This is a genomic window from Streptomyces sp. MB09-01 (assembly GCF_033794505.1).
Lineage (GTDB): Bacteria > Actinomycetota > Actinomycetes > Streptomycetales > Streptomycetaceae > Streptomyces.
Window position 1 is genome coordinate 1 of record NZ_JARAYQ010000348.1, and the last position, 6,937, is coordinate 6,937.

General features: G+C 75.7%; 5 protein-coding genes and 1 pseudogene. 5 read left to right on the plus strand and 1 reads right to left on the minus strand.

From position 1 onward, the window contains the following. Positions 1 to 627: 627 nt before the first annotated feature. The 5 genes from murJ to PV721_RS39320 are packed head-to-tail and all read left to right on the plus strand — an operon-like array spanning position 628 to position 6,475. Entirely contained in the window at positions 628 to 2,316 is a 1,689-nt protein-coding gene (gene murJ / locus PV721_RS39300) for a murein biosynthesis integral membrane protein MurJ (protein ID WP_319733055.1), read from the plus strand. Next, positions 2,306 to 3,082, plus strand: coding sequence for a polysaccharide deacetylase family protein (locus PV721_RS39305; RefSeq protein ID WP_319733047.1), 777 nt, complete (start codon positions 2,306 to 2,308; stop codon positions 3,080 to 3,082). The genes murJ and PV721_RS39305 overlap by 11 nt, the downstream gene beginning before the upstream one ends. Further along, entirely contained in the window at positions 3,079 to 4,422 is a 1,344-nt protein-coding gene (locus tag PV721_RS39310; RefSeq protein ID WP_319733049.1) for a glycosyltransferase, read from the plus strand. Before PV721_RS39305 ends, PV721_RS39310 begins: the two co-directional genes overlap by 4 nt. Before the next feature lie 47 nt (positions 4,423 to 4,469). Further along, a complete protein-coding gene (locus tag PV721_RS39315) occupies positions 4,470 to 5,336 on the plus strand; it encodes a lipopolysaccharide biosynthesis protein (RefSeq protein ID WP_319733051.1) in 867 nt (288 codons plus the stop codon). Continuing rightward, on the plus strand, positions 5,333 to 6,475 hold the full coding sequence (locus PV721_RS39320; RefSeq protein WP_319733053.1) for a GNAT family N-acetyltransferase: 1,143 nt from the start codon (positions 5,333 to 5,335) through the stop codon (positions 6,473 to 6,475). The genes PV721_RS39315 and PV721_RS39320 overlap by 4 nt, the downstream gene beginning before the upstream one ends. 5 nt (positions 6,476 to 6,480) lie before the next feature. Here the strand turns inward: PV721_RS39320 and PV721_RS39325 are convergent. Next, positions 6,481 to 6,937: pseudogene (locus tag PV721_RS39325) on the minus strand (hypothetical protein); the annotation flags it as partial.

Genomic DNA, 6,937 nt, shown 5'->3' on the forward strand with positions numbered 1-6,937 from the left:
GTCCCCGGCCCCCCCGGCCCCGCGGCCGGACGCCACACCGGGCAGGACCCGACCGGGACTCCGGGCGAGGCGGGCCCTGCGGCTCCCGCGTTCGCGGCGGGAGACGGGCCGGGCGGTGAGCCGGCCGTGCGGGAGAGCCTGTTCGGCTCCGCCCGGTACGCACGGAACGCGCCCGCGACCGGGGCACCCGGCAGCGGGGCGGATCCGACGGCCCCCGGTTCTGCCGTACGGGGCCGGCCGGGCCCGGGCGGCCACGGGGCGCCGCCCCGTTCGGCAACCGCGGCCGATCCGGCCGTGCCCGTGCCGGCGGCCCCGCGGTTCATCGCCGGAGGCCGTGCGGGCCGGACGGGCGCCGTGCCGGCGCCGGCGGACCCGGGATTCGTCACCGGAGGCCTGCCGCGCGGTGAACACGCCGTGCGGGAACCCCTGTTCGGCTCCGTCGCGTATCCGGGCGGGACCTCGGGGAAGCACAGCGTGCGGGTGGCGGCGCGAGCCGCGAGTGGCTCCGCCGACGCGCCCGAAGCCCGGGTGGCGCCCGCGGGCGGCAGGCCGGGCCATGTCCGGCGCGCCGGTGAGGCGTCCGTACCCGCCGCCCCCGGCGCGAGCCGGTTCGGCCGGGTACGGCGGGTGGGGGAGGCGTCCGGCTCCGCCGACCCCCGCGGCAGCCGGACGGGCGGGTCCGCCGAGCTCCCCGATCCCGCCACCCCCGGCGGGAATCCGCCGCTCGGGCGGTTCCTGGCGAAGGCCGCCGCCGTCACCGCCGGGCTGACCGCCGCCGGGGCGGTGTTCGGGCTGGTGCGCGACCAGACCATCGCGCACCTCTTCGGGGCCGGGCACGACAGCGACGCCTTCCTGATCGCCTGGACCGTGCCCGAGATGGCCTCGACGCTCCTCATCGAGGACGCCATGGCGCTGCTGATGGTGCCCGCCTTCAGCCACGCCCTGGCCCGGCGGGCCGCCAGCCGGGCCGGCCTCACCCGCAAGGAGGCCCGCGCGCAGGACCCCGTACGGCTGCTCGTGGGGGCGACCCTGCCCCGGCTCGCCGTGTTCGTGGCCGCCGTCGCCTCCGTGCTCATCGTGGCCGCGCCGGCGGTCGTCGCCGTGCTCGCGCCCGGCCTGCCCGATCCCGCACTGGCCGTCCAGTGCACCCGGATGACGGCCCTGACCGTCATCACCTTCGGCATCGCCGGATACTTCAGCGCCGCGCTGCGGGCCCACCGCTCCTTCGTACCGCCCGCCGCGATCTACGTCTCGTACAACGTCGGGATCATCGGCGCCATGGTCGCCCTGCACGCCCTGTGGGGCGTGCGGGCGGCCGCCGCGGGCGTCGCCGTCGGCGGACTGCTCATGGTCCTCGTCCAGCTGCCCGCCTTCATCCGCAACGTGGGCTTCGGCCCGCCCCGCGCCAAGAGGGCCCCGCGCAGCCAGCGCGACCGAGACCGCCCCACCCTCATCGCCTTCGGGGTCATCGCCCCCGTGATCTTCTTCGCCGTCTTCCGGCAGTCGCAGGTGCTCGTCGAGCGGTTCCTGGCCGCCTCGCTCCCGCCCGGGGCGATCTCGCACCTCAACTACGCGCAGAAGGTCGCGCAGATGCCGATGGTGCTCTCCCTGATGATCTGCACCGTCACCTTCCCCGTCGTCGCCCAGGCCATGGCCGCGGGAGAGCGGGAGAAGGCCCGGCGCCGGGTGGAACAGGACCTCGCACTGGCCTCGCTCGCCGTCCTCATGGGCACCGCCCTCGTCATCGGCTACGCCCCCCAGATCATCCAGGTCCTCTTCGAACGCGGTGCCTTCACCCACCAGGACACCCTCGCCACCGCCTCCGTCATGCGGGTCTACGGACTCGGACTGCTCGGCCACTGCCTCGTCGGGGCACTGTCCCGGCCCTTCTTCTCGACCGCCCGGCCCACCTGGTTCCCGGCGTTCGCGATGGGTGCCGGACTGCTCGTCAACATCGTGGCCGGAGCCTTCGCCGTCGGCTGGTGGGGCACCTACGGGATCGCCGCCGCCAACGCCGCCGGCATCTCCACCACGGCCGCCCTGCTGCTCACCGGACTCGGCTCGCGGATCATCGCCATCCAGGTCCGCCGGGTCGCCGTCAGCATCGGACGGCTCGCCGTGGCCGCCGTCGCCGCCTGCGTCACCGGCTGGATCGCAGGGCCCATGATCCCCGACCCGATGCTCAGCGCAGCCCTCGGCTGCCTGCTGGTCCCGGCCATGTTCGGAGCCACCGGCATGGCCATACGCGCCCTCGAAGTCACCGCCCTGTCCGGTCAGATCTCCCATTTCACGCAGAGGTTCCGCAATGTCCGCTGACACCGACACGGCCCCCGCCGCCGTGCTGGTCCCCACCCGCCGGACCGCTTCGCCGTGGGTCCTGATGTACCACTCGGTCGCCGAGTTCACCGACCCCGCCGAGGACCCGTACGGGATCACCGTGACCCCGCAGGCCCTGGAGGCCCAGCTGGTGTGGCTGCGCTCCCGCGGCCTGCGCGGGGTCTCGGTCGGTGAACTGCTCCGGGCCCGCACGGCCGGCCACGGCGCCGGGCTGGTCGGGCTGACCTTCGACGACGGCTACACCGACTTCCTGACCCACGCGCTGCCGCTGCTGCACCGCTACGACTGCACCTCCACCCTCTTCGTCCTGCCCGGGCGGCTCGGCGTGGACAACGTGTGGGACCCGCTGGGGCCGCGCAAGTCCCTGCTCACCGCCGAGGGCATCCGCGAGGCCGCCGACGGGGGACAGGAGATCGGCTCGCACGGGCTGCTCCACCAGGACCTCACCGCGGCCGCCGACGACGTCCTCCAGCAGGAACTCCGCGGCAGCCGCGACCTGCTGCGCGAGCTGACCGGAATCCTGCCCGAGGGGTTCTGCTACCCGTACGGGCACCTCGACGCCCGGGTCGTCGACGCCACCCGCGCCGCCGGCTACGGCTACGCCTGCGCCATCGACCCCGGGCGGCTCGCGGGCCCGCACGCCCTGCCGCGCACCCACGTCAGCCAGGCCGACGGCGGTGCCCGGCTGCGCGTCAAGCAGCTGCGCCACCAGGTGCGGGAGCTGCGCCGGGCGGTGTACCGGTGAAGGCCCTGCACATCATCACCGGCCTCGGGGTCGGGGGCGCCGAGCAGCAACTGCGGTTGCTGCTGCGGCACATGCCGATGCAGTGCGACGTGCTGACGCTGACCAACCCGGGGCCGGTGGCCGAGGGGCTGCGCGCCGACGGGGTCCGGGTCGTGCACCTGGGGATGCGGGGCAACCGGGACCTGGGGGCGCTGCCGCGGCTGGTGCGGTTCATCCGGCGCGGCCGGTACGACCTCGTGCACACGCACCTGTACCGGGCCTGCGTGTACGGCCGCCTCGCGGCCCGCCTCGCGGGCGCCCGGGCGACCGTGGCCACCGAGCACTCCCTCGGCGAGGGCGAGATCGAGGGCCGGCCGCTGTCCGGCGGGGTACGGGCGCTGTACCTGGCCAGCGAACGCCTCGGCGCGGCGACGGTCGCCGTGTCCGACACCGTCGCCGCCCGGCTGGAGGGGTGGGGGGTGCCGGCCGCGCGGGTGCACGTCGTACCGAACGGGATCGAGGCCGTCCGCTTCCGCTTCGACGAGGGCGTCCGGCGGGCCACCCGGGCCCGGACCGGCCTGCCCGAACGCGCCTTCGTCGTCGGCGGGGTCGGGCGGCTGGTCCCGGGCAAGCGGTTCGACGTCCTGGTACGGGCCGTGGCCGCGCTCCCGGGGGCGCACCTGCTGCTGGCCGGGGACGGGCCCGAGCGGGCGGGGCTGCGCCGGCTGGCCGCCGAACTCGGCGCGCAGAGCCGGATCCACCTGCTCGGGGAGCGGGACCCGCTGGGTGACAGCGCGGACGGCCGCACCCCCGGCATCCCGGCACTGCTGGCCGCCATGGACGTCTTCGTCTCCCCGTCGCGGGAGGAGGCCTTCGGGCTCGCGGTCGTGGAGGCGTTGGCCGCCGGACTCCCCGTCCTGCACGTGACCTGCCCGGCCATCGACGACCTGCCGGCCGCCCAGGCCCCCGGAGCCCGCCGCATCGGCACCGGCACGGAGGAACTGGTCGCGGCGCTGCGCGGGCACATGGAGGCGGGAGCGCGCAGGCTGCCCCCGCCGCCGGTGGTCCGCCGCTACGACATCGCCCGCAGCGCGCGGCAGCTGCTGGACGTGTACGACCTCGCCCTCTCGGCCGCGCCGGGCACCGCCGGGATCGCCCGGGGCCCGGCAGATCCGGGCCCGGCCGGCCCGTCGGACCCGGACGCGTCCGGTCCGGCCGCGTCGGTCTCCGACCCGTCGGTCCCGGGCGCGGCAGTGCCCGGCCGGGTACCCGGCGCCGGAGCCGCCAACGGCACCGTCGTCGGTGCCCGGCGCAAGCCGGCCGGACCCGGACCGGCGGAGAGCCCGACCGGAACCGGCTGATCCGTCCCCTCCACGAACCACCCTCCACCCAGGAAGCGAGCACGCTCATGGCCGATACCGCCGACCAGAAGAAGTCCGACAAGAAGTCCGAGCAGAGGCCCGAGCCGAGGACCGAGCAGAAGTCCGAGCAGAGGCCCGAGCGGAGGTCTCAGAGGAGGGCCGCCGAGAAGAAGCCGGACCACCGCTCCGAGAAGAAGTCCCGGCGGCGGCTGCCGGCGGCGCCCGCGTGGTGGCCGCTGCCCGTGTGCGCCGTGCTGGGGCTGGCCGCGGGCGGGGCGTACGGGGTGCTGAAGGCCCCCGAGTACGCCGCCACCAGCTATGTCGTCGCCGTGCCCGACGAGACCACCGAGCCGGCCACCGCCCTCGGCTTCGCGCAGGCGTACGCCCGGATCGCCACCAGCAGCTCCACCCTCGCCTACGCCCAGCCCCGTGCGGGCCTCACCGCCCGGCAGCTGCGGACCCAGGTACGGGCCGAGACCTCGCCCGAGTCCCCGATGATCGCCATCACGGGCACCTCGAAGAGCCCGTCCGAGGCCGCCGACGTCGCGAACGCGGTGGCCGACGCCCTGTCACTGAGCAGCAATCAGGCCGCCAAGAACACCGGCGTCCAGCTGCTCCTCTTCAGCCAGGCCGTGGCCCCGGCCGAGCCCGCCTCCCCGTCCGCCGCCATCAGCGGCGCCGTCGGGATGTGCGCCGGCGGACTGCTCGGCGGACTGTGGCTGCTCGCCCGCCCGGGCCGGTCCCGGCGCCCCGAGGAGCACGCGGACGGGCCCGTGGCCCAGGTCCAGGCTCCGGTCCAGGCTGTGGCCGCGTCCCCGGCCGAGTCCGCGGTGACGCCCCCGGTCGAGGAGTACGCCTCGCTCCCCGCCCAGGGCGAGCCCACCTCGGCCAAGGAGAAGGAGTCCGTGCGATGAGTCCGGGCTCCGCCGGGGCCCTGTCGGTGACGCTGTGCCGCGACCCCCGGCAGTTCGCCGCGCTGGAGGAGCCGTGGAACCGGCTCTTCCGCGGCTGTCCCACCGCCACCCCCTTCCAGAGCCACGCCTGGCTGCACTCCTGGTGGCTGTCGTACGGGAAGGACGGCCGGCTCCGGATCGTCCTCGTCCGGCGCGGCGAGGAACTGGTCGGCGCGGCCGCGCTGATGCTCGTACACCGGCCGATGCCGCTGCTGGTGCCGCTCGGCGGCCCCATCACCGACTACTCCGACGTGCTCGTGGCCGCGGAGCACGCCGACCAGGTCGTCCCGGCGCTGGCCCGCGGGCTGCACCGGGCCGCCCGCGGGGCCGTCGTCGACCTGCGGGAGGTGCGTCCCGGGGCCGCGGCCGAGGAGCTGTACCGGCAGTGGCCCGGGGTCTCCAGCAAGCTCACCGACTCCACCTGCATGGAGCTGCCCACGCTGCCGTTCGACGAACTGGTCAAACGGATGCCGGCGTCGGGCGCCCAGCGGGTGCGGGCCAAGCTGCGCAAGACCGACGCGGCCGGGATCGAGGAGCACGAGGTCACCGAGCAGGAAGTGCCGCGTGCCGTAGGGAACCTGCTGCGGCTCCACGAGAAGCAGTGGCGCGGACGCGGGGTGACCCCCGAGCACCTGAGGCCCCGCTTCGCCGAGCACCTGACCCGGGCCACCCGGCGGATGGTGCGGGCGGGGGAGGGCCGCCTGACGGAGTTCCGGCTGGACGGGAAGGTGGTGGCGGCCAACGTCACGCTGCTGTCGGCCGGACTCAGCGGCGGCTACCTCTACGGGGCCGACCCGGACCTGCGGACGCGGAAGGTGGACGTGGCGACGCTGCTGCTGCGCTACGAGGCCGGGCGGGCGCTCGCCGAGGGCCGGCCGGTGGTGAGCTTCCTGCGCGGCAACGAGCCGTACAAGAACCACTGGCGGCCCGAGACGGTCGTGAACCAGCGGTTCCTGCTGGCCACGACCGCGCTCGCGCCCCTGCTGCGGCTGCACGAGTCGCAGGTGACGGGGCGCGAGCGGGCGGTGGGCGTGCTGCGGGAGGCGTTGCCGGCCGCCAGGGACTGGCGGGCGCGGCTCAACGAACTGCGGGTGCGATGACCCGTCTAGAAGGGCCAGAAGCCGAAGTCCTTGCCCCAGTCGAGCTTGATGCAGACCGACTTCATGCCGACCAGCTTGGAGAGCCACTCGCTGAAGTTGAGCGGCACGCACCACTGCGAGCTGTTGAGCGGCGGCGGCTGCTGGGGCTGGGGCTTCGGCGGCGTGGGCTCGGGCTTCGGCACGGCCGGCGAGGGCGCCACGGGCGAGGGCTCGGGCACCTCGGGAGTGGGGACCTCCGGTGTCGGGACGAGCGGGCTGGGAGTGACCGGCAGCGGGACCACGGGGCTCGGGGTGACGGGTGCCGGGAGTTCCGGGCTCGGAGTGACGGGCGCCGGGACGTCGGGGCTCGGGCCGACCGGCGTGGGGACGAGCGGGCTCGGGGTCACCGGTCGCGGGACCTCGGGGCTCGGCGTCACGGGGCTCGGGGCCACGGGCGAGGGCTTGGGGCTCTCGGGCGTGGGG